At 64.5% G+C, this 26,961-nt stretch carries 25 protein-coding genes; 21 read left to right on the top strand and 4 right to left on the bottom strand.

Annotated features, from left to right (window positions below; all coding sequences use genetic code 11):
• The first annotated feature begins 166 nt into the window (after nt 1-166).
• The 3 genes from LD110_RS03115 to LD110_RS03105 all read left to right on the top strand — a co-directional run bounded on the left by LD110_RS03115 (nt 167) and on the right by LD110_RS03105 (nt 5,099).
• Nucleotides 167-2,323, top strand: a complete 2,157-nt coding sequence (locus LD110_RS03115) for a glycogen debranching N-terminal domain-containing protein (RefSeq protein ID WP_225496268.1) — start codon at nt 167-169, stop codon at nt 2,321-2,323.
• Nucleotides 2,324-2,808: 485 nt separating this feature from the next.
• On the top strand, nt 2,809-3,699 hold the full coding sequence (locus LD110_RS03110) for a shikimate dehydrogenase (RefSeq protein WP_225496431.1): 891 nt from the start codon (nt 2,809-2,811) through the stop codon (nt 3,697-3,699).
• Between the two features lie 8 nt (nt 3,700-3,707).
• Nucleotides 3,708-5,099 carry an MFS transporter gene (locus LD110_RS03105; protein ID WP_225496267.1) on the top strand — a complete coding sequence of 464 codons (1,392 nt, stop codon included), beginning with the start codon at nt 3,708-3,710 and terminating at the stop codon, nt 5,097-5,099.
• 88 nt (nt 5,100-5,187) lie between these two features.
• On the opposite strand, the gene LD110_RS03100 is transcribed toward LD110_RS03105, so the two are convergent.
• Nucleotides 5,188-5,961 (bottom strand): IclR family transcriptional regulator, encoded by a 774-nt coding sequence (locus LD110_RS03100; RefSeq protein ID WP_225496266.1) that lies wholly within the window; start codon nt 5,959-5,961, stop codon nt 5,188-5,190.
• A 93-nt stretch (nt 5,962-6,054) separates the two neighbouring features.
• Here LD110_RS03100 and LD110_RS03095 point away from each other — a divergent pair, with 93 nt between their 5' ends.
• The 18 genes from LD110_RS03095 (at nt 6,055) to LD110_RS03010 (ending at nt 23,050) form a co-directional block, all read left to right on the top strand.
• Nucleotides 6,055-6,846: a 2-keto-4-pentenoate hydratase gene (locus LD110_RS03095; RefSeq protein ID WP_225496265.1), complete on the top strand. Its 792-nt coding sequence runs from the start codon at nt 6,055-6,057 to the stop codon at nt 6,844-6,846.
• A 29-nt stretch (nt 6,847-6,875) separates the two neighbouring features.
• Nucleotides 6,876-7,823 (top strand): acetaldehyde dehydrogenase (acetylating), encoded by a 948-nt coding sequence (locus tag LD110_RS03090; protein ID WP_225496264.1) that lies wholly within the window; start codon nt 6,876-6,878, stop codon nt 7,821-7,823.
• Nucleotides 7,820-8,905 carry a 4-hydroxy-2-oxovalerate aldolase gene (gene dmpG, locus LD110_RS03085; protein ID WP_225496263.1) on the top strand — a complete coding sequence of 362 codons (1,086 nt, stop codon included), beginning with the start codon at nt 7,820-7,822 and terminating at the stop codon, nt 8,903-8,905. Before LD110_RS03090 ends, dmpG begins: the two co-directional genes overlap by 4 nt.
• Entirely contained in the window at nt 8,902-9,717 is an 816-nt protein-coding gene (locus LD110_RS03080) for a 2-keto-4-pentenoate hydratase (protein WP_225496262.1), read from the top strand. The genes dmpG and LD110_RS03080 overlap by 4 nt, the downstream gene beginning before the upstream one ends.
• A 53-nt stretch (nt 9,718-9,770) precedes the next feature.
• Nucleotides 9,771-10,199 (top strand): carboxymuconolactone decarboxylase family protein, encoded by a 429-nt coding sequence (locus LD110_RS03075; RefSeq protein ID WP_225496261.1) that lies wholly within the window; start codon nt 9,771-9,773, stop codon nt 10,197-10,199.
• 70 nt (nt 10,200-10,269) lie between these two features.
• Complete coding sequence (locus LD110_RS03070) at nt 10,270-11,295, top strand: VOC family protein (protein ID WP_225496260.1); 1,026 nt, start codon at nt 10,270-10,272, stop codon at nt 11,293-11,295.
• 3 nt (nt 11,296-11,298) lie between these two features.
• A complete protein-coding gene (locus LD110_RS03065) occupies nt 11,299-12,096 on the top strand; it encodes a hypothetical protein (RefSeq protein WP_225496258.1) in 798 nt (265 codons plus the stop codon).
• A gap of 145 nt (nt 12,097-12,241) precedes the next feature.
• Nucleotides 12,242-12,718 (top strand): type II 3-dehydroquinate dehydratase, encoded by a 477-nt coding sequence (gene aroQ / locus LD110_RS03060; RefSeq protein ID WP_225496256.1) that lies wholly within the window; start codon nt 12,242-12,244, stop codon nt 12,716-12,718.
• 698 nt (nt 12,719-13,416) lie between these two features.
• Nucleotides 13,417-14,757 carry an MFS transporter gene (locus LD110_RS03055; protein ID WP_225496254.1) on the top strand — a complete coding sequence of 447 codons (1,341 nt, stop codon included), beginning with the start codon at nt 13,417-13,419 and terminating at the stop codon, nt 14,755-14,757.
• Between the two features lie 18 nt (nt 14,758-14,775).
• Nucleotides 14,776-15,528 (top strand): SDR family NAD(P)-dependent oxidoreductase, encoded by a 753-nt coding sequence (locus tag LD110_RS03050; RefSeq protein WP_225496252.1) that lies wholly within the window; start codon nt 14,776-14,778, stop codon nt 15,526-15,528.
• Between the two features lie 27 nt (nt 15,529-15,555).
• A complete protein-coding gene (locus LD110_RS03045) occupies nt 15,556-16,377 on the top strand; it encodes an IclR family transcriptional regulator (RefSeq protein WP_225496250.1) in 822 nt (273 codons plus the stop codon).
• Between the two features lie 8 nt (nt 16,378-16,385).
• Nucleotides 16,386-17,171: an HpcH/HpaI aldolase/citrate lyase family protein gene (locus tag LD110_RS03040; protein ID WP_225496249.1), complete on the top strand. Its 786-nt coding sequence runs from the start codon at nt 16,386-16,388 to the stop codon at nt 17,169-17,171.
• Nucleotide 17,172: 1 nt separating this feature from the next.
• On the top strand, nt 17,173-18,105 hold the full coding sequence (locus LD110_RS03035; protein WP_225496248.1) for an SMP-30/gluconolactonase/LRE family protein: 933 nt from the start codon (nt 17,173-17,175) through the stop codon (nt 18,103-18,105).
• Complete coding sequence (locus LD110_RS03030) at nt 18,105-18,800, top strand: aspartate/glutamate racemase family protein (protein ID WP_225496247.1); 696 nt, start codon at nt 18,105-18,107, stop codon at nt 18,798-18,800. Before LD110_RS03035 ends, LD110_RS03030 begins: the two co-directional genes overlap by 1 nt.
• The gene (otnK, locus tag LD110_RS03025; protein WP_225496246.1) at nt 18,797-20,080 is read left to right on the top strand and encodes a 3-oxo-tetronate kinase; all 1,284 of its coding nucleotides are present in this window, start codon (nt 18,797-18,799) and stop codon (nt 20,078-20,080) included. Before LD110_RS03030 ends, otnK begins: the two co-directional genes overlap by 4 nt.
• A complete protein-coding gene (gene otnC / locus LD110_RS03020) occupies nt 20,077-20,703 on the top strand; it encodes a 3-oxo-tetronate 4-phosphate decarboxylase (protein ID WP_225496245.1) in 627 nt (208 codons plus the stop codon). Before otnK ends, otnC begins: the two co-directional genes overlap by 4 nt.
• 390 nt (nt 20,704-21,093) lie before the next feature.
• Nucleotides 21,094-22,407 carry a glycosyl hydrolase gene (locus LD110_RS03015; RefSeq protein WP_225496244.1) on the top strand — a complete coding sequence of 438 codons (1,314 nt, stop codon included), beginning with the start codon at nt 21,094-21,096 and terminating at the stop codon, nt 22,405-22,407.
• Between the two features lie 205 nt (nt 22,408-22,612).
• Entirely contained in the window at nt 22,613-23,050 is a 438-nt protein-coding gene (locus LD110_RS03010; protein ID WP_225496243.1) for an ATP-binding protein, read from the top strand.
• Between the two features lie 158 nt (nt 23,051-23,208).
• Here the strand turns inward: LD110_RS03010 and LD110_RS03005 are convergent, their stop codons facing one another.
• From LD110_RS03005 to LD110_RS23820, 3 genes are all read right to left on the bottom strand, one after another.
• The gene (locus tag LD110_RS03005; protein ID WP_225496242.1) at nt 23,209-24,171 is read right to left on the bottom strand and encodes an NAD(P)-dependent alcohol dehydrogenase; all 963 of its coding nucleotides are present in this window, start codon (nt 24,169-24,171) and stop codon (nt 23,209-23,211) included.
• 455 nt (nt 24,172-24,626) lie between these two features.
• Nucleotides 24,627-25,997, bottom strand: a complete 1,371-nt coding sequence (locus LD110_RS03000) for a low temperature requirement protein A (protein WP_225496240.1) — start codon at nt 25,995-25,997, stop codon at nt 24,627-24,629.
• Between the two features lie 250 nt (nt 25,998-26,247).
• On the bottom strand, nt 26,248-26,922 hold the full coding sequence (locus LD110_RS23820) for a hypothetical protein (protein WP_225496238.1): 675 nt from the start codon (nt 26,920-26,922) through the stop codon (nt 26,248-26,250).
• Nucleotides 26,923-26,961 lie beyond the last annotated feature (39 nt).

Genomic DNA, 26,961 nt, shown 5'->3' with positions numbered 1-26,961 from the left:
ATTCTCGTGTGGCTTCCCACCTCCGCCTAGGGCGCCCTTGGGCTGGCACCGATGGGCACAACGGCGTAGCGTCGATTGACAAGGCGGCGATCGAACGGTCGACCCGGATCCGCGTGGTGCCGCCGGAGTGTTGAGCCGTTGAAGTCAATCCTTTGAAGGAGTCGGGATGGCTGGATGGAATGCTGACACTGCTGCCGGGCCATTGGGGTCCGGGACGGTCACGCTGGTGGAGGGCTCATCCTTTTGCATCTCCTCGCAGAACGGGGATATCCATCCTGAATTGCCGCATGGGGTTTTCTTCGAGGACACCCGCATCTTGTCCCGCTGGAATCTGACCGTCAATGATGAGGCATTGGAGGCGTTGGCGGCGAAGTCGAAGGAGCCGTACCGGGCCTTGTTTGTCGGCCGGGTTCCTCGCTCGGACGGGTATGCGGACAGCCCGCTCATTGTGGAACGCGTCCGTGAAGTAGGCGCCGGAATCGTGGAGCAGATCACGGTCCGCAACTACTCGACCGCGCCAACCGAGTGTGTGGTTTTCCTTAGGGTCGCGGCGGACTTCGCGGATGTTTTCGAGGTGAAGGATGCGCGGGTCCAGCGGCGGTGGGAAGAGTCCCGCAAAGCGGACGGTGAATCGTTGACCATCCGGGCTGCGTGGCAGGACGTCCGGAAGGGCGTCGTCGTGTCAGCCCGCGGGGCCGACGTCGGACCGGAGGGCCTGACGTACCACACCGTTGTCCCGCCGCGCGGACAATGGAGCGCCACCGTAAGCGTGTTGCCGACCGCCGACGGATCCGGTCCGGTGGCGCCATTCATTCGTCCGATCGAGGGCGAAGTGTCTCCGCGCGATCTACGCCGGCAGCAGTGGGTATCTAGGATTCCGGTGCTGCACATGGGCAACCGCGCAATCGAGCGTACCCTTCGGCGCAGCTATGACGACCTGGGCGCGCTCCGCATTGAGGATCCCGACCACCCGGAGCGGATCGTGGTGGCTGCCGGCGCGCCATGGTTCATGACGCTGTTTGGACGCGACTCGCTGTTGGCATCTCTCATGGCGCTGCCGGTGGACCCGTCCCTGGCCCTCGGTACCATCCAGACGTTGGCGGACCGGCAGGGCACTGTGGTGGATCCGATGAGCGAGGAGGAGCCGGGCAAGATCCTGCACGAGGTCAGGCTCGGTGTCTCCAGCGGGCTGGCGCTGGGCGGCAAGTCCGCCTACTACGGCAGCGTTGACGCCACCCCACTGTTCGTGGCCGTCCTCGGAGAAGTCAGCCGCTGGGGTTTCGCTAAGGACATCGTCGGCGCTTTGCTGCCCCATGCCGACCGGGCACTGGATTGGATCCGTGACTACGGGGACAAGGACGGCGACGGTTTCGTCGAGTACGCCCGGCTCAATCCTCGGGGCCTGATCAATCAGGGCTGGAAGGACTCTTGGGACGGGATCAACTTCGCCGACGGTCATCTGGCAGAGGGTCCGATCGCGCTGTGTGAGGTGCAGGCCTACACTTACAGCGCGTATCTAGCCCGCTCCTGGATGGCCTACGACGCCGGTGACGTGGACTTGGCCGTCGCGTGCCGGGACCGCGCTGCGCGGCTTAGGGAGCAGTTCAACGAGCGGTTCTGGCTGCCCGAGCGCGGCTACTACGCCATCGCTTTGGATGGCAAGAAGCGACCAGTCGATGCCTGCGCTTCCAACATGGGGCAGTGCCTGCTGTTGGGCATCGTCGACGAGGACAAGGCGCCGCTGGTGGCGGAGCGGCTGATGTCTCCGGAAATGTTCAGTGGCTGGGGGGTAAGGACCCTGGCCAGCGATATGGGCGCTTATAACCCGGCGAGCTACCACAATGGTTCGGTCTGGCCCCACGACAACGCGCTCATCGTTGCCGGACTCCTGCGCTATGGCTTCGTGGAGCAGGCGCAGCGGATCTCCACCGCCCTGCTGGAAGCGGCCGAGTACTCAGACGGCCGGCTGCCCGAGTTGTTCTGCGGCTTCAGCCGGGAGCACTACGATGAACCCGTGCCCTATCCCACGGCATGCTCGCCGCAGGCCTGGGCTGCCACCACCCCAATCCAGCTGATCAAGGGCCTGATGGGCTACTACGCGGACGTTGGTCGCGGCGGCCTGTGGATGGATCCCGTGCTTCCGGAATCCTACGGCGATCTGCACATCAGCAATGCGCCCATGGCCAACGGCCGGATCACCATCGACATCTCCGGATCCAACGCGACCATCCAGGGGTTGCCCGAAGGGATGATATTCCATCAAGGCACCCGGCCGTGGGCAGCTGACCTCGTCGAGCAGCACAGAAGGACTGGAAAGGCTTAACCAGATCGGGAGTCCGTCTGCCCTTGTAATCAACGCGCTCGGCCCTCCTCCGAATACCGTGCAGTCCAACGCTGACTCCGTGAGGTGCCTTGCCTTTCGGGTGCCCCGGCGGATTTGCCGCGGCGGCACCTGTCATGTGCCGCCCCTGTGCTTGACAAAGTGAACCGGCTCCCGCTGCATGAGTCATGCTCCGACCTTGACGGATCTAGGTGCCTGTCGGCTACAAGTCTCGCAATTGCGTACCGCTCATTGGAACAGTGCGTTCCTTCTAGAGTGTGAACCCTGCCACTATCTCCTAGGCCGTTGCCGAGCATGCGCGCAACGGCATATGGAAGGAGTCGCAACGATGCGAATAAGGAACCCGCAGCGGACGCTGATCAAAACCGGACCCCGCGAAATCTGGGTTGACATTGCGGTCTGAGGGGCTGATCCGCGAAAATCTGGCGGAGGAGCCAGCCGCCTGGGAAGGCCAGTCGGTAGCGGACCTGTGCCGGCCGGCCTATCTGGTTGGGCTCATCGGTGACGGAGTCCTGCCTTCGCTGAGCCCGCCGATGCATGAGCGGGAGGCTGAGTTTCATGGGATACGCCTGGTCTACCGCCCGATCGACCTTCCCAGCCTGGGACTGGGAGCCGCGGATTTGAAGAGCTTGCTCCACTACGCCCAGCTCTTGGGCTACAACGGGCTGAACATCACGCATCCGTACAAGCAGACCGTCCTCGGGTTACTGGATGAGGTTTCCGATGATGCCCGGATCCTGCGCTCGGTTAACACCGTGGTTTTGGACGGCGACGGCCGGATGACCGGCCACAATACGGATCATCTGGGATTCCAGAGGGGCCTGGCAGAAGGCTTGGGGGACGCTCCGCGCGAGCATGTGGTGCAGGTCGGCGTCGGCGGCGCCGGTGCGGCCGTGGCCCTGGCGCTTGTCCGCTCCGGTGTGGAGCGCCTGACAATCAGTGATCTGTTCCCGGAGCGGGCCCACCTCCTGGCGGTCACGCTTAACGCAACTGCGGACCGGGACGTGGTCCGCGTGGCGGACGGTGGCCAGCTGCGGCAAGCCATCCGTTCTGCTGACGGCGTCGTCAATGCCACGCCCATAGGCATGGCCGCCCACCCCGGAACCTCCTTTGATGTTGGCCTGCTCAACAGCGGCCAGTGGGTGAGCGATGTCGTATACCGGCCGCTGCGCACCGAACTGCTGCGACGAGCGGACTCCATCGGATGCAGGACGTTGGACGGCGGGCGTATGTGTGTCCACCAGGGCGCCGAAGCATTCAGGCTTTTCACCGGCCTCGAGCCGGACCCGCAGCGCATGCGCCGCATTTTCCTTTCCCTTATTGACGCTGAACAACGCAGTTCCGAACACGAGAAATGAGCTCCAAAATGTCCATCTCGGTAAAAGGCCCGACACCCTTGCCCGGCCACGCCCCTACCCCTGTCAAGGCCGCCCTCGCTTCCTTCCTGGGCTCTATGGTGGAGTACTACGACTTCTTCATCTACGGCGTTATGGCGACGCTGGTACTGAACAAGGTCTTTTTCACAGACGCCGATCCGGCCACCGGTACATTGCTCGCGCTGGCAACGTTCGGCGTCGCGTACGTGGCCCGTCCTGTCGGCGCGTTCTTCCTCGGCCACTACGGGGACAAACTGGGCCGTCAGAAGGTCATGGTGTTCTGCCTGCTGCTGATGGGCATCTCCACGTTCCTGATCGGGGTCCTGCCTGATTACAACTCCATCGGCCTTTGGGCTCCAGCGCTGCTGGTTTTCCTGCGTCTGTGCCAGGGCCTGTCCGCGGCGGGCGAGCAAAGCGGTGCCAGCTCGCTGACGATCGAGCATGCACCGATGGGCCGGCGCGCGTTCTTCGCCAGCTGGACCCTCAACGGCACGCAGGCCGGCCTGATCCTGGCCAACCTCGTGTTCCTGCCCTTTGCCGCGCTCCCGCCGGAGCAACTGTACACATGGGGCTGGCGGGTACCGTTCCTGCTCAGCGCCGTTCTGGTGGTCATTGCTTTCATCGTCCGCCGCACGCTGGATGACGCGCCGATCTTCACCGATCTCGAAGAAGACCACAAGGTCGAGAAGATGCCTATCAAGGCACTGTTCCGTGATCAGTGGCGAGATATCATTCGCGTGATTGGCTGCACCAGCCTTGGCGTGGTCAGCTCTGTTACCGCAACCTTCGGTGTGGCCTACGCCTCCAAACCCGAATACGGGCACGCCAACGTGGTCTCCTCGAGCACCATGCTGTGGGTAGTCATCGGGGCAAACCTCGGCGCCTTGATCGTCCAGCCTCTCGCGGCGATGCTGTCAGACCGGATCGGCCGCAAGCCGGTTCTGATCACGGCCGCGGTCGGCTGCACGCTCAGTTCCTTTTTCTGGCTGACCACACTGACATCCGGCAACGGCTGGCTGATCTTCCTGGGCCAGTTCACCATCACGTCCCTCTTCTACAGCTGCTACAACGCCATCTGGCCGTCCTTCTACCCGGAACAGTTCGCGGCCAGGGTGCGCTACTCGGGCGTGGCGGTCTCTACCCAGCTGGGCGTGGTCCTCACCGGCTTCGCACCTTCCATCGCTGCCGCTATCGTGCTCAAGGGCGAGATGGGGTGGCTGCCGATCGCGATCTTCGTCGCCGTCGCATGTTCAATCAGCGCTGTAGCCGTCCTGTTCAGCCGGGAAACCTACAACATCCCGCTGGAGGAGCTGGGTAAGAAGAACCCCCGCCGGGTGGACCTGAAGGCCACCCGGGCAGACCGGATCAAGGCCTCGGTCTGACAGACATTGAACTGCTGCGGCCCGACCCCGAAGCTCCGGTTTCGGGGCCGGGCTGCGCTGCGTCGTCGGCTACGAGGGGTCCGTGCCTTCAGATTCTGTTCAGGAGCGAGTTGTTCCGGATTAGGCGGTTCAAGCCCATCGTGGCCGCCTGGACGGCGGGCCCCACCCTTTCCAGCTGAACGACGCCGAGCGGCCCGGAGACGCTGATGGCCGCCAGTGGTTCACCGTTTTCGCGCAGTATGGCGCTGGCCGCGCAGCAGACGCCCGCAGCTGACTCCTCCTGTTCGTAGGCGACGCCATGTGTGCGCACCGATTCCAATTCCACCCGCAGGTCCTTGGGGGAGGTGAACGTGCGCGGGCCCATCTGCTCCAGCTGACCACCAAGGATCTCCTCCACGGCCGCGGAATCCGCATGGGCCAAAAGGGCTTTGCCGACTCCGGTGGCGTGCGCGGGCATACGCCCGCCGACCCGCGACGGCAGCTGGACGCCATCGCGGCCCCTGAGGATCTCGATGTAGACCACCTCCCGGCCTTCGCGGACAGCCAGGTGCACGGTATGGCCGGTCGCCTGACGCAGGTCAGCCATCGTCGCCAGGGCCAAACGGCGGAGGTCCTTTGGCCTGCGGGTGACAGATCCGAGTTCGAAGATCCGCAGCCCCAGCCGGACCGACGTGCCGCGACGCTCAAGAAACTCATACTCGATAAGCTCCCGTGCGATCCGCGAAACCGTCGCTTTCGCCAGGCCCGTCCGGCGGGCGATCTCGGAGATTCCCAGGTCTTCGTCGTCGGGGCCGAAGGCACCCAGGACCAGCGAGACTCTTCCGATCATGGACTCGGGGACGTTTCGTTCAGTGGGACACATGGTTGGAGTATGGGGCAGCAACCGGCAGTATTCCAAGTGTTCGTTCCATTCACCGGCCGACCAGGCCGCAGCACCACGACTGACGGAGAAGGCATGACCACCAGCACCCGCGACAACGACGCCGCACAGGCACTCCTTGAGGCCTACCGCACCCGTCAGACCGTTGCCCCCCTCACCGACACCGCTCCCGACCTGGGGGTTGAAGGTGCCTACGGTATCCAGTTGGCACAGGTTCAGGCCTGGAAGGTCGAAGGCCGTACCGTCAAGGGCCATAAAGTCGGCCTCACCTCCCGGGCCATGCAGGTGCAGCTTGGCGTGGACCAGCCCGATTTCGGGCACCTGATGGACGACATGTTCTTCGCGGACACGGATCCCATCCGGGCAGGCCGTTTCATCAACCCCAAGGTCGAACCAGAGTTCGCGTTCGTCCTCGGAAAGTCCCTGACCGGCCCGGGCGTCACCGCCACCGAAGCACTCAGCGCGATCGACTACGTCGTGGGGGCACTGGAAATCATCGATTCCAGAATCACGGACTGGAAGATCAAGCTCGCGGACACCATCGCCGACAACGCTTCATCCGGCGGGGTCGTCCTCGGTTCACGGCCCGTGAAACCTGCAGACATGGACCTGCGGACCACGGGGGTGAACCTGTTCCGGAATGGTGAGCTCGTTGCCACCGGCGCCGGCGGTGCGGTGCTCGGCTCACCGCTGAACGCACTCGCCTGGCTCGCAAACACCCTGGGCCCTCTGGGCGTTACCCTCGAGGCTGGCTCCGTTGTTCTTCCCGGCTCCATGACAGGCGCCGTCGCGGCGGCGCCCGGAGACACGATCTCGGCCACTTTCGCCGGCGGTCTGGGCACCGTCACTGCGAACTTCGCCAACTGATACCTCCAACAAGCCACAGGAGTAACCTCATGGACCACCGTCCACGTCCCATCGCGGCCATCGTCGGCCCGGGAAACATCGGCACCGACTTGCTCATCAAGCTCCAGCGCAGCGGCACCCTCGACGTCCGCTACATGATCGGCGTCGATCCCGCGTCGGACGGGCTGCGCAGGGCACGCGAGCTCGGCGTCGAAGCCAGCGCCGGGGGAGTCGACTGGCTCCTTGACCAGGACATCCTGCCCGACGTCGTCTTCGAAGCGACCAGCGCCAAGGCCCACGAAGCGAACGCCCCGCGGTACCGCGAAGCCGGCATAGCCGCCGTCGACCTCACGCCCGCCGCCGTTGGCCCCTTCGTATGCCCGGCAGTAAACCTCGATGAGCACCTGGATGCTGGCGGCGGTACCACGTCGAACATCAACATGATCACCTGCGGCGGCCAGGCCACCATTCCGATCGTTGCTGCCGTCTCCAGGGTCACCCCGGTGCCATACGCCGAAATCGTCGCCTCCATCTCCTCCCGCTCCGCCGGACCCGGAACCCGGGCGAACATCGACGAATTCACCGAAACCACTTCACACGCCCTCCAATCGGTGGGCGGCGCCACAAGGGGCAAGGCCATCATCATCCTGAACCCCGTGGAGCCGCCGATGGTTATGCGTGACACCGTCTTTGCCGCCATCGGACCTGACGCGGACCGCGAAGCCATCACCGAATCCATCCACCGGATGGTCGCCGAAGTCCAGCAGTACGTCCCCGGCTACCAGCTCAAATCCGAGCCCCAGTTCGATGACCCGCGCCCGGACTGGGACGGCAACGGACGGGTTGCCGTCTTCCTCGAAGTCACCGGCAACGGCGACTATCTCCCGCCATGGGCAGGCAACCTCGACATCATGACCGCCGCCGCCGCCCGCGCGGGCGAACAGTTGGCCCTTGCCTGGGCCGCCACGAACGAAAAAGAACAGGTGACAACCAAGTGACCTCCACTGAACCAGCCGGCGTGGCCAACACCGCCGCGAACCCGCCCGTGCGCATCATCGACACCACCCTGCGCGACGGCAGCCACGCCGTCAGCCACAACTTCACCGTCCAACAGGTCACCGACATCTCAAAGGCACTGGACAAGGCCGGCGTACCCATCATCGAAGTCACCCACGGTGACGGGCTCGCCGGGTCCTCCTTCAATTACGGCTTCTCCGCTGTCCGGGACATCGACCTGGTCGCCGCAGCTGCCGAAGCCGTCACCAACGCCAAAATCGCCGTCCTGCTGCTTCCCGGACTCGGTACCGTAAACGATCTCCATGAAGCCCGCGCCGCCGGGGCAGGCATGGCACGTGTCGCCACCCACTCGACGGAGGCCGACGTCAGCGTCCAGCATTTCCGGGCTGCCCGGGACCTGGGCATGGAAACAGCCGGGTTCCTCATGCTGTCCCACCGCACGGAGCCCGCCCAGCTGGCCAAGCAGGCCCGGATCATGGCCGACGCCGGCTGCCAGTGTGTGTATGTTGTGGACTCCGCGGGGGCACTGCTTCCCCACGGCGTCCGGAACAGGGTCGATGCGCTGGTCCAGGAACTGGGCGACGACGCCATGGTGGGCTTCCACGGACACCAGAACCTGTCCATGGGTGTAGCGAACTCGGTGGAAGCCTACCGTGCCGGGGCGCGCAGCATCGACGGAACGCTCCGTGCGCTCGGTGCCGGTGCCGGCAACACCCCAACCGAAGTTCTGGTCACCGTCCTGGACGCCATGGGCATCGCCACCGGCGTTGATGTCGAAGCGGCCCTCGCCGCCGCCGAAGAAGTCTTGGCCCCGATCGTGACACGCATGCCGGTGATGGACCGCTCCTCGATCGTCCAGGGGCGCTACGGTGTGTACAACTCCTTCCTGCTGCACGCGGAACGGGCAGCAGACCGTTATGGCGTTCCGGCCTACCAGATCCTCCGCCGAGTCGGCGAAGCCGGCTACGTCGGCGGGCAGGAGGACATGATCATCGACGTCGCCATCGAACTGGCGGGTCTGCAGCGCCAGGCAGCCGAACACAACGAAAGAGTCCCCGCATGAGCAACGAACCCACCTCACCGTCCGCCCAGGGCAGCGCCTGGACCGAAGAGCGCGTCGCGGACGTGCTGTACAAGCGCGAACTGGACCGGACCGACGGCGGAAAGATCACCGACGAATACCCTGAGCTTGATCTCGACGCCGCGTACCGCGTCCAGCGTAAGCTGATCGACCTCAAGGTAGCGGGAGGAGAGCGCGTCATCGGCGTCAAGCTCGGCCTGACAGCCAGGGCGAAGCAACAGCAGATGGGCATCGATTCGCCCCTCACCGCCGTGATCACCGACAAGATGGTCCTGCAAGCCGGCGTTCCCATCCCGATGGACGAACTGATCCACCCAAAGATCGAACCGGAAATCGTTTTCGTGATGAAGGAACGCCTCGCCGGACCCGGGGTGACGGCCGCAACTGCCATGGCCGCCGTCCAAAGCGTCCACGCCGGCTTTGAGGTCATCGACAGCCGCTACACCGACTTCAAATTCACGCTCCCGGACGTGGTGGCGGACAACGCCTCATCCTCACGGCTCTTCATCGGAGCAGACGGCACCCAGCCCTCCGGCCTTGACCTCGCCCTCGAAGCCGTGGTCCTGTCCGTCAACGGCACGGTGGTGGCCACCGCCACCGGGGCCGCCGTCCAAGGGCACCCCGGCGAAGCCCTGGCCCTGGCGGCCAACGCCCTCGCGGAACGCGGAGAAAGCATCGAAGCCGGAGCCATCGTGCTAACCGGAGGACTGACCGACGCCGTCTTTGTCCGCCCGGGTGAACAGGTCACCGCAGAGTTCACCAACCTGGGAACACTGACGGTCACCGGCGCCTGAACCCGCGCCACGGCACGACCCAGACACACACGACGGAAAAGAGGGAGACGGCCATGACCGCTACCGAAGCCCAGAACTGGCAGATCGATGAATTCCTGGACACCTACCGCGAACTGATGGGCTTCGTGCCCCCGCGCATCCAGGCCCGTTTCGACCGGCTCCGGGACACCAACCCCGAGCTGCTGCTCGCCGAGGAGCGGGTCCGGAACCTGATCTGCTACACGGACAAGCTCGACCAAAAAACAGTCCAGCTGATCCTCTTCGCGGTCCTGGCCGTCAACCTGCGCGACGCGGCCAAGCTCCATGGCCTGGCCGCCCGTCGGGCCGGCGCCAGCTGGGACGAACTGCAGGCCACCATCGATCTCGCCTACCTTTTTGGCGGGCTGTCCGTGGCCAACCATGCCCCGGCGATCCTGGACGGAATCGCGGAGCTTGAGCAGAAAAACGAGGCCGGTCTGGGCGCAACTGCCGCGCCACGCTGACACCTGCAGCTGACCCATCCACAGGAATACCGGGCGGCCCCGCCGGGCCGGCCGCGTGCAAAGGAGCACCATGGTTGACATCTCGCACCACGCCGAACGGCTCACTGACCCCGGAGAGGACACATACAAAGAACCGGTCTACGACGTCGCCCAACTGGGGCACGTGGAAATCCTCAGCCCGGACCTCCAAGCCACGGCGGATTTCTTCACCAGGGTCTACGGGCTCTACACCGTGGAGGAGACGGCTGACTCCGTCTACCTGCGGGCGTGGAACGACGATGTGCTCACGTCGCTGAAGGTGACCGCCGCGGCGCAGCCCGGGCCCGGACACGTGGCGTGGCGCTGCACCAGCCCTCAGGCGCTGCGCCGCAGGGTCGCCGCCCTGGAGGTCAAGGGCATCCAGGGCCAGTGGATTGACGGGGACGTCGGGCACGGTGCCGCCTACCAGTACCGCGGCCCCGGCGGGCACCTTCAGGAGATCTACTTCGAAACGGAAAAGTTCCTCGCCCCTGCGGGACAGAAGCCTTACTTGCCCAACCAACCCCAAAAATACGATCCCCGCGGCGTGGGAGCTGCCCACCTGGACCACATCAACCTGCTGGTGCCGGACGTCGGCCAGGCCAGCGCCTTCGCGCAGGAAGCCCTCGGCTTCAAATTACGGGAGCGTCTGGTCCCGGCCGGTACAGAGCAGGAAGTCGGGGCCTGGCTCTCGGTCATGACCAAGGCACACGACCTTGCCCTGACCCGGGAGCCTTACCCCACGTCAGGCCGGCTGCACCACCTGGCCTACGCCGTCGAAAGCCGCGAAGACGTGCTCAAGGCAGCCGACATCTTCATGGAGAACGGGGTGCCGATCGATTTCGGCCCCGCCAAGCACTCCCGCACCCAGGGGTTCTTCCTCTACGTCATCGAACCCGGCGGCAACCGGATCGAGGTGTTTTCCGGAGGCATCCACATCTACTCCCCGGACTGGGAACCGGTCACCTGGGACACCGAAACCGGCGGGCGCAGCACAGCCTGGGGTCTGGCCACCCCGCCCAGCTTCAAGGAATACGCCACTCCGCCCTACTTGCCCACGGCCGCGCAGGTCGGCTGAGCAGTGACAACGCGCCAGAAGGTACCCCACGCCGACTGCTTCGTAGCGAGCTTCTTCACCCTGTCCGGCAGCGGCTTCGGGCAACCGCCCCGGCATACGTTCACCGACCGGGTTCAGGCAGCAGCCGATACCGGCTACGCCGGCATCGGCCTGCACCTGAACGAACTCACCGACCCGGACTGGAATGAGCTCGGCACGGACGACCCCTCGGAGGTGCTGGCCCACATGTCCGGAGTTCTGCGCGGAACCGGGCTGGACGTCGTCGAAATCGAGTTCATGGGGGGTTGGTGCGACGGACCCGGCAACCCCGCCGTCGCCAAAGCCGCCGAACTTGTCGGTGAAGTGGAAGGGCATCTGGCCACCAACTCTGTCGGCGGACATCACGTGAGTGTCGGGGAGTTCGGCGCCGGACCGGCTGCGGATCCGCAGCTTGCCGGCCGCGGACTCGCCGAACTAGCCGCGTTAGTGGCCGGTACCGGCTACGCCCCCGCCGTCGAGGCCTTCGCGTGGTCAAAGATCCGGGACTACGGCCTGGTCCGCGAAATCCAGGCTATTGCGGGCACCGGGGGAGCGCTGGCTGACACGTGGCACGCCTCAACACAGACTGCACCACTGACGGGATCGCCAAGGGGGAGATGGGGCCGATCACGGCTGTCCAGCTCAACGGCGGATACCGCGTCCACGAAGATTTCCTGGCCAATGCACGCTCAACCCGCCGGTTGCCCGGCGACGGTGACCTCGACGGCGCAGGCTTCGTCCGTGCCGTCCGCACCGCAGGCTTCACCGGGCCGTGGTGCGTAGAAGTCAACTATCCGGAATTCCGTGCGCTCGATTCCACCGCCGCGGCCCGCAGCAGCATCTCCGCCGCCCGCACGCTCGTCGCACACGCCCTGGAACCTTCATGAAACACCAAACCCTTTTAGACCTCGAGCAAGAAAGCAGCCCCATGACCAATCGTGTCCTGGTCCTTAACGGACCCAACCTGAACATGCTCGGCACCCGCGAACCGGAAATATACGGTAGTGACTCGATCGCCGACGTGGAACGCATGGTCCGCGACCGTGCCGCCACCCACGGGCTGGAAGTGGACTTCCTGCAAAGCAACCACGAGGGTGACCTCATCGACGCGCTGCACCGTGGCCGCACCGAGAATGTTGGCTGTGTTATCAACCCGGCCGGCCTGACCCATACCTCCGTCGCATTGCACGACGCCATTAAGGCTTCGGAGTTGGACGTCGTCGAAGTCCACATCAGCAACCCCCACACCCGCGAAAGCTTCCGCCATCACTCCTTCGTCTCGCCCGTGGCCGCCGCTGTCATCGCCGGCGCGGGGGTGAGTGGTTACGCCTTTGGCATAGACATCATCGCTGACCGGCACGCCCAGCGCTCCAAGGCAGTAACCAGGGCTGCACAGGAGAACTGACATGCCGCACGGAAATCTCCGTGTGGGCATCATCGGATGCGGAAAGATCGCGATCAACCACACGGGGGCACTCCAGAGCATCCCCCGAGGTTGAGCTGGTCGCCTGCTGCGACGTCGACGGCGGACGAGCGGGCACATTTGGTTCCCCCTCGCCGCTGCCTAGCCACAGGATGGCACCGTCCGCCGTCGTATCCTCGACGCGGCCGCGCCGCACGGTGGTCCCGCCCTGTCGGCTCTCCACACTTGCGCCGTCTAGGACGGCGTCCACGCCTCCCGTTGGTCAACTCCTTACGCGCTGCATAAACCTCTCGCCGGGGAGGGCCCCGTCAGCCCCGGTTTTGTAGGCACGTAGCGCTTCTCCTCGGATGACACAGTCGCGATGACGCGCGCTGACCGGGATTTCAATAGCTGGATGACCAGCTGAACCACTCCGCCGGCTCCGGCACATCCGGCCCCGCCGGGTCGGCTAGCAACAATGGCTCGGATCATGTTTTCTCCTTTGGAATGTCGCTGGCTGGTGGTGCGGCTGAGGTTCTTTCTCGTGACAGTGCGGCATCGGCCAGCGGATGGGGACTCGGTTGACGAGGCCACAGGCCGCACCTACACTGAGGAACATCCGAACTTTCGATCGGACTCCGAACGGTGAGATGAATCATTCCTCATACGACATCAATTTCCCGTTATCGCTGGAGACTCCTATGGCAAAGAAGCCAACCTCTACCGCCGAGCTGGACAGCTTGGCCCTTACCGAAGCCGGCACCCTTGAGAGCCGGACCCAGATGCGCCGCGTGGCATTCGCCAGCGCCATCGGCAACGCGATTGAGTACTACGACTTCAGTCTGTACGCAGTCGCGTCCTCGCTGGTGTTCAACGTCGTGTTCTTCCCCTCGGGGAACGCCCTTGTCGGTACCCTGCTGGCATTCGTGACGTTCTTCGTCGGCTACTGCGCCCGACCCATCGGCGGCATTATCTTTGGTCACTACGGCGACCGGATTGGCCGCAAGAAGATCCTGCTGCTCACCATGATCATCATGGGCGCGGGCACTTTCATCATCGGCCTCGTGCCGTCCTATGACACGATTGGCATCCTGGCCCCCATCGCGCTCGTTATCCTCCGGCTCGTCCAAGGCATCGGCATCGGCGGCGAGTACGGCGGCGGCATGACCATGACCATCGAACACGCCCCGGCCAACAAGCGCGGTTTCTACAGTTCGCTCGTGCACATCGGCGTCCCCGCCGGCCTGGTGCTGCCGGTCATCTTCCTGGGTGCCCTCTCCGCCCTGCCCAAAGCAGACTTCTTGGCTTGGGGATGGCGCATCCCGTTCATCGCCAGCATCATCCTCGTCGCGATCGGCTTCTTCATCCGCTACCGGATTACGGAGTCTCCGGCGTTCGCCGCCGTCAAGGAAGCTGGCGACACGGCCAAGCTCCCGGTAATCGAGGCACTTCGTGACCACTGGCGAAGCATCCTCCTCGGCATTGGCTCCAAGGTGGCCGAAAGCGGTCTGTTCAACATCTACGCTGTCTTCGCCATCACATTCTGTGTAAGCACCCTGAAGCTGCCCCAGCAGGAGATCCTTAACGGCGTATTGATTGGTGCGGTTCTCGAATGCATCACCCTGCCCCTGTTCGGCGCCCTTTCCGACAGGATCGGACGGCGCAAGGTTTACATCGGTGGCTTGCTCTTCCAGGCTGTGCTGGCGCTCCCATTCTTTGCCATGCTCAGCAGCGGGAACCACGTCCTGATCTACGCCGCCATCGCGCTGGGCCTAGCCGTGGGACACGGCTCCGTCTACGGCGCGCAGGGTGCGTTCTTCTCCGAACTGTTCCCGGCACGCGTCCGCTACAGCGGCCTGTCACTCGTCCAACAGCTCGGACCAATCCTCGGCGGCGGACTCTCGCCCCTGATCGCGGCAACACTGCTGGCCCAGTACGGTACGAGCAATGCCGTCATGGCTTACATGATCATCATCGCTGTTATCTCGGCAGGGTGTGCCTACGCGTTGCGCCCGATCAAAACCATGACCCCCATCGACTGAAACCCGGAGCATCCTTTCGTGAACGGCAACCTCAACGGCGCCATCGCAGTAGTTACCGGCGGCGCGGCAGGCATCGGCAAGGCAGTAGCCAGCGCCCTGCTCGCCGCCGGCGCCAAAGTATCCATCCTGGACAAGAACACCGCCGGAAGTCCTGCCGGCGCTGACCTGTACCAGACTGACATGGGCAGCGATGACCAGGTACGCGCCGCCTTCGACAGCATCGGCCAAAAGCATGGGCACATCAACATCCTGATCAACAACGCCGGTGTCAGCTACCCTGCGACGGTCGAAGACGGGCCCCTGGAGGACTGGCACAGTGTCTTCGATGTGAACGTCCTGGGCTATGTGCGGGCCACGCGGGCAGCCCTGCCATACCTGCGCCGGCGCCGGGGTGCCAGCATCACGAACGTTTCATCGTGCACCGCGACGACAGGGCTCCGGCGCCGGGTCCTCTACTCAGCCACGAAAGGTGCCATCGAGGCCATGAGCCGCGCGATGGCCGCCGACTTCCTACACGAAGGCATCCGTGTGAACTGCGTGAGCCCCGGGACGGTGGACACGCCACTCATCGCGGAACTGATACGGCAGGCGCCGGACCCCGCTGCCCAGCAGGAGGTGTACAACAATCGCCAGCCCACCGGATTCATGGTTTCTGCCGAGGAAGTTGCCCGCGCCGTCATCTATGTGGCCGACCCGGCCGCCGTATCGACGGTGGGCACTGTTCTAACAGTCGACGGCGGTTTTGCTTCGCTGCGTCTCTTCGATTCCTGACCGCCCACCAAACCCAAGGAAGAAATCATGGTGAAAGAGCCCGCCCCGTCGGACAACCCAAAGAACGTCGTTAACTCGGTCGGCAAGTCCTTCGCGGTTCTGCAGGCCTTCGGACCGGAGAACCCAGTGATGAGCGTCAGCGAAGTGGCCGCTGCTGCCGGACTGGACAGGGGTACGGCGTTCCGGTTGCTGCACACGCTGATGTCCCTGGGCTATCTGCGGTCTGTCCCCGGCAAACGGTTCCGATTGGCCCTGAAGTGCCTGGACCTGGGCTACTCGGCGCTTGCCTCCCATGAGCTCTGGGACAACAGCGCACCGTTGCTGGAGGATTGCGTTCCGGACATCGTTGATGCCGCGTCGCTAGGCGTCTTGGATGGAAACGACGTCATCTACCTGAAGCGCTACGACACCTTGGTAGTGCGTCACCGGGTGGACGCGCGGCCGGGCCGGAAAGCAAGCAACCACGCCGCCGCCCTCAGCCACGCGGTCCTGGCTTGGCTGCCCGAGGACCGGCAGGTCGAGATCCTGGAGAGCCAGCCGCGAATCAAATTCTCAGACCGGACGCTGATTGAGCTGCCTGAACTCCTCGAGCGGCTTCGCCAGGTCAAAGCCCAGGGCTATGCGGTGTCCGACGGTGAAAATGCCTACGGACTGCGAACGGTCGCAGTGCCGATCCTTGACGAAAACGCGAGTCCGCTCGCTGGAGTCAGCCTCACCACGGACGCCACACGCATGACGATGAGCGAATTGATCGACACCGCCCTTCCCCGGGCACTCAGCATTGCCGCGGAGCTCTCGCGTGCAATCACCCACCTTTCCGGCGCCCAAGCTGGACCAATTTCTGCATAGGAGAGCAATTGAAAACACCGATCAACACCTTCAAGCGTCGGCTGGGACAGGACCAGCAACTGGGAATGTTCTCAACGCTGAACAGCGCTTCCCTTGTCGAACTCCTGGCGGGCGCCGGATTCGACTGGATCCTGCTGGACACCGAACACTCGCCGACCGAAATGGCCGATGTCATCGAACAGTTGCGTGCCTTGGCCGTCCATGGAGTCAGCGCCGTAGTGCGTCCGGCCTGGTCGGACATGATCCTGATAAAACGACTGCTTGATGCCGGTGCCCAGACGCTGCTGATCCCCAGCATCGATACGGCAGAGGAAGCGGATACGGCGGTTAGCTACACCCGTTACCCGCCCTTCGGCGTCCGGGGCGTCTCCGCCAGTTCCCGAGCCGCGAACTACGGGCAGAATCGCAGCTACGTGACAACTGCCGAGGCTGAAATCTGCATCATCGTGCAAATCGAAACGCCGCTCGGCCTGAGCAATCTCGAGGCGATCGCATCCGTACCGGGAGTGGATGGTGTCTTCATTGGTCCGGCAGACCTCGCGGCATCAATGGGACACGTCGGCAACGCCCAACACCCGGAGGTGCAGGCCGCCATCAATGACGCATTTGACCGCCTGCGCGCCCTCGGCAAGCCCTCCGGTTACCTGACGCTGAACGAGGACGAAGCCCGTTTCCGAATGGGTCAGGGAGTTGACATGCTCGGTGTCGCGACAGACACGTCCATCGTCAACAGCGGCGCAGCAGGCCTGATTGGCCGTCTTGGAGTTGTCGCCCAGGACAAGGTGGCCCTCTGACATGTGGTTTGAAAGTACGCGCTATCCGGATCCGGCCATTGTGGTCCATGACCCGTCCTTCGAGAAATACCGGATAGTTTTGGCAGGGGTGGAGAGGCTCGCCACCGGGTTCCGGTGGACCGAGGGGCCAGTCTGGTTCGGGGACGGCCGCTATCTGCTATTCAGTGACCTGCCCAACAACCGCATCATGAAGTGGGACGAGACGACGGGGGAGACGTCCGAATTCCGACGCCCGTCAGACTTCACCAACGGCAACACCCGCGACCGCCAAGGGCGTCTCGTCAGCTGCGAACACGGCACCCGCCGTGTCACCCGCACGGAATACGACGGAACGATCACGGTCTTGGCAGACAGTTACGACGGCAAACCACTGAATTCGCCCAACGACGTCGTAGTGAAATCCGATGGCAGCATATGGTTTACCGATCCGGCCTTTGGGCTGCTGAGCGACTATGAAGGCTACCGCGCCGAGCCCGAGCTGCCCACCAACATCTACCGGATCAGCCCGGAGGGGGAACTCACGGTGGCATCCAGCGAGGTCCGGTCGCCCAACGGACTCGCCTTCTCGCCGGACGAATCCAGGCTGTACGTAGTCCAAAGCCGGGCCATCCCGCGCCGCAACATTGTGGCTTTTGACATAGCGGCCGACGGACAGACGCTGGACGGGCCCCGCGTGCTGATCGACGCCGGCGACGGCGTCCCGGACGGTTTCCGCTGCGACGAGGACGGAAACCTGTGGTGCGGTTGGGGCATGGGAACCGACGAACTTGACGGCGTGCGGATCTTCAACCCTGACGGCCAGCTGATAGGCCAGATTGTGTTGCCCGAGCGGTGCGCCAACCTCACCTTCGGCGGACCACGGAAAAACCGGCTGTTCATGGCCGCCAGCCGATCCTTGTACTCCCTGTATGTCAACACCCGAGGAGCCATCTGATGCCCGCCCCACAGGCACCGCAGACCATCGTTTTCATCCACACCGTGAGTTTCCTGGTGGAGGAATTCAAGAAGCGCATGGCCGAGGAACTTCCCGCCGTGAAGACCAGGCACGTACTGAACGAAAGCCTGCTTCAGGACCTGCTCGCAGGGGTCCCGACCACAATGGTCTACCGCCGTGTCGTGGAGCAGGTATTGATCGCGGCCGACGCCGGCGCAGACCTGATCGTGATGACCTGCTCTTCGACCTCGCCGGCGGTGGATATCGCCCGTCAACTCACTACTATCCCCATCATCAAGATCGATGACCCAATGGCCTTGTCCGCCGTGCACGCCGGCCGCAACATCGGTCTGGTCTGCACGGCCACCAGCACGGTGGCGCCAAGCACGGCGCTGCTGCGGGCACACGCCGGCACCCAAGACCTCAATGTCACTGTGCTGCTCGAAAGTGACGCCTACGATGCCCTGCTCGGTGGAGATAGGGACCTTCACGACAAGATCGTGACCGCCGCCGCTGTCGACCTTGCACCGCGGGTTGACACCCTGGTTTTGGCACAGGCCAGCCTGATGCACCTCCAAGGGCCGATCTCCGCCGCCACGGCTACTCCGGTCTTGGCCAGCCCGCCGTTGCTGATGCAGGAACTCCATCGACTTCTGAGCGTGACGCCGGAACTGCTGAGCGAAGGGGCAGCATGATCGGCGCGATCGCAGATGACTTCACGGGCGGAACCGACGTAGCGGTCGCCTTCCAACAGGCCGGACTTCGGACTGCCATCGTCTTCGGCGACCCGGCGGCCTCGCATGAGCTGCCCGACGTCGACGCCACGGTGGTTGCGCTCAAAACCCGCACCGTCGCCGCCTCCGAGGCTGTCCGGCGATCCTTGGACGCGGCGCGCTGGCTCCAGGCCCGGGGAGCCACCCAGCTGTATTTCAAGTACTGCTCCACCTTCGATTCAACGGCGAAGGGGAACATTGGACCCGTTTGCGACGCGCTGGCACACCACATGCAGGCCCCCGTCACTGTTGTCGCGCCCTCATCTCCCGTGCACGGCCGGACGCAGTACATGGGCAGGCTCTTCGTCGGCGAACAGCTCCTCTCCGAGTCCTCCATGCGGCACCATCCGCTCACGCCCATGAACGATTCCCGTATTCCAGCGGCGCTGCAACTCCAGACTCCACGCGAAGTCGGTTTGGTGGCCTACCCGACCGTGGCCCGTGGCCATGCGGCCGTCCGGGATGCGTTGGACCTGCTGGCCCGCGATGGAATCGGCTATGCGGTGACTGATGCTCTGAGCGATGCCGACCTCAGGGAAATCGGAAAGGCGTGCGTGGACGACGTCCTGGTCACGGGCGCGGCCGGTATGGCAAGAGGCCTCGGGGACGCGTGGGCAGCTCGCTTGCCGCTGGCCGGCGCTGGTGCGCAGGATGCTCACCACGATCCGGTGGGGGACTCTCCGGCAGCCGCACTGGCTGGCAGCTGCTCGGCACGGACCCTTGAACAGATCGAAACCATGCAATCCACCCACCCTTCCTTCTGCCTGGATCCGGTGGCAACCCCTGACGCTGCAGGACTCGCAGAGCAGGCACTGGCCTGGTACGACAGCCGTGAGGACGAGCGTGCACCGCTGATCTACGCATCACGACCGCCAGAGGAACTCATCGAAATCCAGAACACGCTGGGTTCCGCCCGGGCAGCCGATATCTTGGAGGGCGCCATGGGCCTCATCGCCAGAGGGCTCGTAGCCCGGGGCACACGTCGATTGGTGGTGGCAGGCGGCGAGACGTCTGGCGCCGTCGTCACCGCACTTGGCGTCTACGGCGGAGTCGTCGGTGAGGAAGCCGCGCCGGGGGTCCCTTGGATCTACACCACCTCGGATCAACCACTGGCTCTGTTGCTCAAGTCAGGCAACTTTGGCGAACCAGGACTCCTGGCCCGGGCTGCCGGGGTAGGCATCAAGCAGAAGGCGGACGCGTGAACGAGGACCAGCTGCGGGATTCTGTAGTGGCTGCCGCCCGATCGATATTCACTCGAGGTTTGACGCATGGAAGCACAGGCAACATTAGCGTCCGGTTCGGGGAACGGATCATCATCACGCCCACCGGTAGCAGCCTGGGTACCGTCGAATCCGAAGAGCTAGCCGTCATCGACGCCGACGGCCGACATGTGGACGGCAACCGGCCATCCAAAGAGGCGTTCCTCCATGCCGCAGTATTGCGGGCACGCCCACAGGCCGGTGCGGTGGTCCATACCCATTCAACACACGCGGCTGCCGTGTCCTGTCTGGCCGGCCTCGACCCGTCGGATGCACTGCCTCCCCTGACCGCCTACTTCGCCATGCGCGTAGGCTCGCTGCCGCTCCTGCCTTACCATGCCCCGGGAGACAGGTCGCTCGAGGAACTCGCCGAAACAACAGCACGGAAGAGCCAGGCCATGCTGTTGGCAAACCATGGGCCGGTCACATCAGGACACAGCCTTGCCGCAGCGATTGACGCCATCGAGGAACTGGAGGAAACCGCCAAATTGTTCCTGCTCCTCCAAGGTCGCAACGTCCGAACCCTCACTCCGGAGGAGGCAGCGAAGCTGGCAGGCGCCAAGTGACCTGCCTTCATTGCTCCCGGAGGCTTGAGACGAAGATATTTTGGAGGATCGTCAGGGGGTAGCTGCTTCACACCATCAAGGATCAGGGTGGCGGTGTCGTCCCCTCTGGGCAATGCCCTCGGATCGTTGGAAGAGCAGGATTTGGTCGGTGTTGCCGCAGTTTTTGCGCAGGATTTTCAGAGATTCCATTCACGGCCTGTCGCGGCAGGGGTTGTTTTGTCACCATGGTCTGGGGTTCCGGTCCGGGCTGATTGGGGACGGGATCCGGCACCTGCTCCATGGGGGTCGGCGGCCCTGGCGCGGGGAATTTGTTGTTCGCATCCGGGGCCGCCGAAACCGATCGTTCGCCCCTGACGGGGGCTTCGTTTTCGCTGATGCTGGGGAGTGTTTGTGCGTAAGAATCGTTTTGTTGGGCTGGTGGTGTCGGGACTTGTCCTGTCCCTGGCCACCCTGTTTGGCATTACCGTGCCCGCCGAAGCGGCACCCGCAAAGGCGGGAATCACGCTGAGCGCGTCCTCCAGCCCAGCCGGGGCGTCGGTCACAGTGACAGGATCGGGCTTCGCCCGCCAGGCAAATGGCACGCTGACGGCCGGGTCCTCCACCGTTCCGTTCACCACGACGGCCCAGGGGTCGTTCACGGTCGCGGTGACCATCCCTGTGACTACGGAACCCGCGGTGACGGTGACGGCCGCGGCTGGCAAGACGTCCGCGTCGGCGCCTTACGCGGTGACCTACAGCCCGGCCTCGCTCACGGCCGGGAAGGAGGCCGCAGCGGCAGGGGCGCCGTTGACCATGGCTGCCCGGACGCAGACGATGACCGCGTCGTCGGTCCCGCCGATGAGCACGGACCAGTTGCGCTTCGGCGTGTCCACCCCGGGCGGGCCTCAGGCCACCGCGGAGCTGGACGAAGTCGCGTCCCTGGTGAATGAGAACCCGTCGATCGTGATGTCCTACAAGGACTTCTCCCAGGCTGCCCCGATCGCTGACCTGAACGCCGTCGATGCCCGCGGCGCGGTGAGCCTGGTCACGTGGGAGCCGTGGCTGTGGAGCGGCAACGGCGCCAACCAGCCCGCCTACGCGCTGGACCGGATCACTGCCGGGGATTTCGATGCCTACATCGCCCAGTGGGGCACGGCACTGGCATCCTGGGGCAAGCCGGTGATGCTGCGCTTCGCCCATGAGATGAACGGCAACTGGTACCCGTGGGCCGAGGCCGCCAACGGCAATGGCGCCGGGGACTACGTCGCCGCCTGGCGGCACGTCCACGACGTGATCGCCGCCACCGGCGCGTCGAACGTGCAGTGGGTGTGGGCCCCGAACGTACCGTACTGGGGCTCCACCCCGCTGTCCGGCCTCTACCCGGGTGCCGGATACGTCGATGTCGTGGCCCTGGACGGCTACAACTGGGGCACCTCGCAGTCGTGGAGCGCCTGGACCTCCCCGTCGGCGCTGTTCGGCGACGGCCTGACCGCGCTGCGCAGCCTGGCCCCGGGCAAACCGATCATCATCTCCGAAACCTCCTCGGCCGAAGCCGGCGGATCCAAAGGGGACTGGAACACAGCCCTGGTCTCCTATCTCGCCGCACAGTCGGACGTGACCGGGTTTGTCTGGTTCCACCACAACAAGGAAGTGGACTGGCGGATCAACAGCTCCACCAGCTCCACGAACGCCCTCGCCGCCGCCCTGGCGGCCAGGAACAACTAGGGCCGCCCGCTGCGCTGCACCTCCTAATCGTCCGTGGGGGTGCGGCGCACCGGGTCAGGGGCGACCTGAAAGGGGCCGGTCTGTGGTGAACCATCAATTCCTTGTCCGCGCCGATCAGGATGGTGCCGGACCTTACCAACGACCGAGTCCTGCGCCCGCACCAATCGGTCGACCATTGGCTCCGGTGATTCGCCCGCTGTGTGTCGTGGAACTGCACGCCTGCGCGGACCCTGACTGCCTCGGGACGATCCGCGGCCGCGTTGCCCGGCTCTGGGCCGACGTCGGAGGTGTCTCCGCGATCGACCAGATGATGTTCGAAATGGCGGTGATCGACATCGCCTCCAACATCGTCCGTCACGGAAGGCCGGAAAGCACCGCGGACGGCAGCATGACCTGCAACCTCATCCTCGAGGTCTACAGTGACCGCCTCGACGCCCGGTTCCGGGACGACGGACGGACCGCGCACGTGGATGCAGCGGCCATGCCCGGCGATCTGCCCGAAAACGGCACCGGACTGGCCATGGCCAAGGCAGCCATGGACGTCCTCCGCTACGAACGATGCGACGACGCGAACTACTGGACCCTCAGCCGCACCCGCACACGCATCTGGCCGCCCTTCCTTACACCGTCAGGTGGCACTTAGGCTGGGGCGCGGCGCAGCGCGACGGCGGTGAGGTCGTGGTCGGGGCGCAGGCCCTCGGTCAACGACCGGCTTGCGATAGACGGTGGAGTCTGCGGGCTGCGATCGTTGACTCCCTCAAGAATTCCTTGAGATCGGGCCGGCTGGGCGCTGTGGTCATCTCAGCCAACTGTCAGGAGGACATTTCCGATTTTCTGCTCTGTCTCGACGTATCTCGTTGCCTCAACGACCTGGTCGAGGGTATAACGGCGGTCGATCACGGCGCGGTATTTGCCCGCTTCGATGAGGCCCTTGAGGAAGAGAACTTCCTCAGGGGCGTATCTCGGTAACGGGAATTTGACCTTCTTGCCACCGGCAACGGAGGTCAACAGAGCCAGAAGGGGGTTCTGCGGGAAGGGCCCCAGATCGGTGCTCGTGTAGATTCCGCCCGGCCGCAGCGAGTCTCGGCATCGACCGAACGAGAGCTTGCCCACGGCGTCGAAGATAACGTCGTAGGTCTCGCCGTTGGCGGTGAAGTCCTGCTGGGCATAGTCGATCACCCGCTCGGGACCGAGAGAGCTAACGACGTCGAATCCCTTGGTGCTGCATACAGCGGTGACCTTCGCGCCCAGGTACTTGGCGAGCTGCACGCCGGCGGTTCCGATTGATCCAGAGGCGCCGTAGATGACGACGCTTTGGCCTGGCCGAACACGCGCCGCTTTGAGGTATGTCATGGCCAGGAGGGCCCCGTCGCACATGGCTGCGGCCCCGTCGAAGGACAGGTGGTCCGGCATTACCGCGAGCGGGGCGTCCTCCGGGATGCAGACGTACTCGGCGTGCGTGCCGAAGCGGTTGGCGTTGACGCCGAAGACGTGGTCGCCGACCTTGAAGTGCCGGACGGCCGGTCCTGCTGCCTCGATCTCCCCGGCCAGTTCGGTGCCGAGGATACGTTTCCTGGGTCGCGAGAGGCCGCTGAAGAAGCGGACGACGAAGGGATCGGCTTTGCGAAACCCGCAATCGGTCCGATTGACGGTTGTGGCGCGGACCCGGACGAGGACCTCGTCGGCTTTGGGCGTCGGCTGCTCGATGTCAGCGAGCCGCAGCACCTCGGGCGGTCCGTACTTCTCGTAGACAACTGCTCTCATCAGGTCACCCGCCTGGGCGGTCGTGGGTGTGAGCGCCGAGGTTGGCGTCCAGCATCTGCCCGGAGTCTACCGGAGCCAACCCGCATGTTGGCAGACGTCTTCCCGGCCGACTTCGTCGGGTAGGGTGCGCCAGGGTGATCGGGCCCTGGCGCCCTGATTGTGCGGAGCGTGCGCCCAGGGACCGATCGAAACATCAGAATGACAAACATGCCGCAATCCGCTGACATCACCGATCTTTCGCGCGCGCCGTGATGCAAGCCCTCCTTGGCGTTCAGTCGTAGCTCTATCCACAGGAAGTTTGAGCGAATTCTGATTGAGGGGCACTCGACCCCGCTCCTACGGCTGCGCATCTTCCGCCCGCAGCCTCCGGATCGTAGGGATTGCGAAAATTGCTTGTTTTTGTCCTTTGGTAAGACAGGGGAGTGGATGTCGCTACTTGGGTTCGCGTGCCATGTTCAAGTGTCTCGGATGGCATTTGCTGCCCGTTCGGCCAGCTCGCGCCGGCGCAGCGCGCGCACTGTGTGCGTGTAGCCGATGAGTTCGTGTCCGACTACTTCCACTATCGTGCTGAACGCGACGAGCGCGATTATCACGATGAGGGCGTCTCGGCCGGGGCCGTCGTCAGGGCCTAAAGGAGCAGTGGGACCGGTGACGACGGCCACCACCACTGCCGCGGCGAGCGGGAGCAGAGCAGCGGCGAGCAGGGGGATGTGCGAGAGGTCGTAGGCGTGCACCAGCGTGCTCCACAGGAGGAAGATCAACGCAATGACCAAGCCGACCGGGGCTACTAACGCGATCGTGACCTGCAGCAGCGTGACCTGTCCGCCCTCGACTGCGGCCGCTGCCAGTCTTAGGCCGCCGCCGACGGCTGCAATCGCCCCGTACATCGGCAAGTGCGCGTAGCGCCAGACAAAGATCCGCTCCGGCCAACGGGCAAGAATCAGCCGGGACGGTACGAGGTAGTACCCCCACCACAACCCCGCGACGAGGACGATTCCTGCCGCAGCGATCGCCGCAGCGCCAACGGACCATCCCCCATTCTGTACGAGCGCGCCCACTGCCTCGGTGGTCGCGGCGACGACCTCTCCTAGCGTGATGAGAGCGAGCAGGCTGAAGCGTTCGGCGAGGTGGGTCGCATCCCATGGCGGCCACCCGAGGCGATTCTCTATGACGATCCGAACACCCATCTCCACGGCGACCAGCAGGACCAGAACCAGCACGGCAAGGACGCCCGACATCGGGACGATCGCTGCGAGCAGCCACACCAGCTGAGCGCCCCCGATCGCCGCCGCATATGCGAGCGCCGTCCTGCGATGCCGACGGTCGTGGCGGGCAGCGCGCAGCCACAGCAACACGAGTGGGGCGCGCATGACGAGGTAGCCGACTGCAACCATCAGGTTGTTCGGGTTCGCCCCCGCCGCAGCATCCTCGAAGCTCTGGGGCAGACCGAACGTCAGAACGATGACGCCGACCATTTGGATGATCGTCGCCACCCGGAACAGCGCGTCGTCGTTGCCGTAGGCGGAGGCGTACCACGAGAAATTCAGCCAGGCCCAGCCGACGGCGAAGACCGCGAATACCAGAGCCCCCACCCCTGCAGCGACGTGACCGGCGGCTACCGTTGCGGCCAGCTCTTCTGCGGCCTTGCCGAAGGCGACCACGTATGTGAGGTCGTACAAGAGCTCCAGCGGACTCACAGGCCGGGAGCTTCCGCCAGGGATCACACCTGTCAACGGGCGCAGCCGATGGCGAAGCTCGCGCCGCAGATCCACGTAGAAGTCGGAGACGGTGTCCTCACCGTCAATCGCCGGTTCGGGAATGGTCATGGGTCTATTGGAGCACTGACAGGGCCGCACGTCTCCCTGCCGAGGCGAGGTGGACGAACCATCTCACGCCGCGACAAAGACGCCGAGCCGGGCTAAAAGGCCGCTGTTGACGCGGCACGCGGTATGTTCAGCCGCAAGGGCCCACAGAGGGGTCGACGAGACAGGCAGCGGTGGGTACCGAGTACGCCTGAGAAGCGCTGACTTCCCGGCATCCAGCACGCCCTCGGTTTCGTCCGCACGTTGGTCGTCCTTACCGGTGGTGGTGTTCGGCTGGTTGAGGGTTGTGGCCGAGGGCCCAGTTGGCCAGTAGGCGAAGGGCGTCTTCGGATGCGCTGCCGGATTCGGTGCTGTAGGCGAAGAGGATGAGGCCGTCGGCGGGCAGGTCGAGGGTTTCGTAGTTGAGGTTGAGGGTGCCCACGACTGGGTGATGGATGGATTTTCTGCCTTGGTGGTATTGGCGGCCGTGGGGAAGAGGACAACGGCATTGCCGATGTCCTCGCAGCAGCGGGTCAGGACGTCGGCGACCTGATGAGGTTCGACACGCGTCATCGAAAGCCCGATCCCGGCAAGGATCGGCGCGGCGGCGTTCCCAGCTGCCCAACCGGAGACGGCTTCGACGATGTCCCTGAAGGCTGGGCTGTCTACCGCCCAGCTGTCGACGTTCTTCCTCAGGGGCCGGAAGTCGAGTCCCACAATCCTGTGGTCCAGAGCGGCGCCGACCGAGCAGATCGCGACACAGTGGGCGTACCGTCCCATCTTCGGACGGGGGGCCTGGCCGGTTGTCGGGCGCTGTGACCGTCCCCGTGAAGCCCAGGGGTTTGATGGCTTCGGCGATGGCCTCGGCGATCTCGAATGAGTGGCTCGTGGAATACGAGCACGGACGGCGAGCCGGTCTGGCGCGGCCACCACGAATTGCGGCCGGCACCCGCCCCAACGTCCTGAAACAGGCGTAACCAGGCTTAAG

Source organism: Arthrobacter sp. M4, assembly GCF_020251205.1.
Taxonomy (GTDB): Bacteria; Actinomycetota; Actinomycetes; order Actinomycetales; family Micrococcaceae; genus Arthrobacter.
Note: the sequence above shows the minus strand (reverse complement) of the source record. Positions and strands in the feature narration are given on the sequence as shown.